This window comes from Pedococcus sp. P1_H8 (genome assembly GCF_056405175.1).
In genome coordinates, this window is record NZ_JBFUCP010000517.1 from 1 (window position 1) to 350 (window position 350).

At 70.4% G+C, this 350-nt stretch carries 1 protein-coding gene; it reads right to left on the reverse strand.

Going from position 1 to position 350, the window contains the following annotated elements; genetic code table 11:
• Positions 1–277, reverse strand: a 277-nt coding sequence (locus tag AC1DYG_RS21120) for a phosphopantetheine-binding protein (protein ID WP_477641764.1), incomplete at its 3' end; no start/stop codon positions are given.
• Between the last annotated feature and the right edge of the window lie 73 nt (positions 278–350).

The window sequence follows — 350 nt, forward strand, 5'->3', positions numbered from 1 at the left end:
CCAGCGCGGCGCGGCCGCCGGAACCGGCAAGTTCGGCGACACGGGCGGCGAGCGCCTCGACCGTCGAGGCCTCGAAGAGAACCCGGACCGGAACCCGGGTGTCCAGTGCGGCGCCCACCTGCGAGATCACCTGTGCGGCAACCAGGGAGTTGCCRCCSAGCTCGAAGAAGTCGTCGTCCAGACCGACCCGGCCCACCCCGAGGACACCGGCGAAGACACCCGCGACGATCTCCTGCACCGGATTCGTCGGCGCCCGGAACTCCCGTGCCTCGAACACCGGCGCCGGCAACGCCTTCCGATCCAACTTCCCGGAGGAGTTCAACGGGAACGCCTCGAGCACCACCAACGCC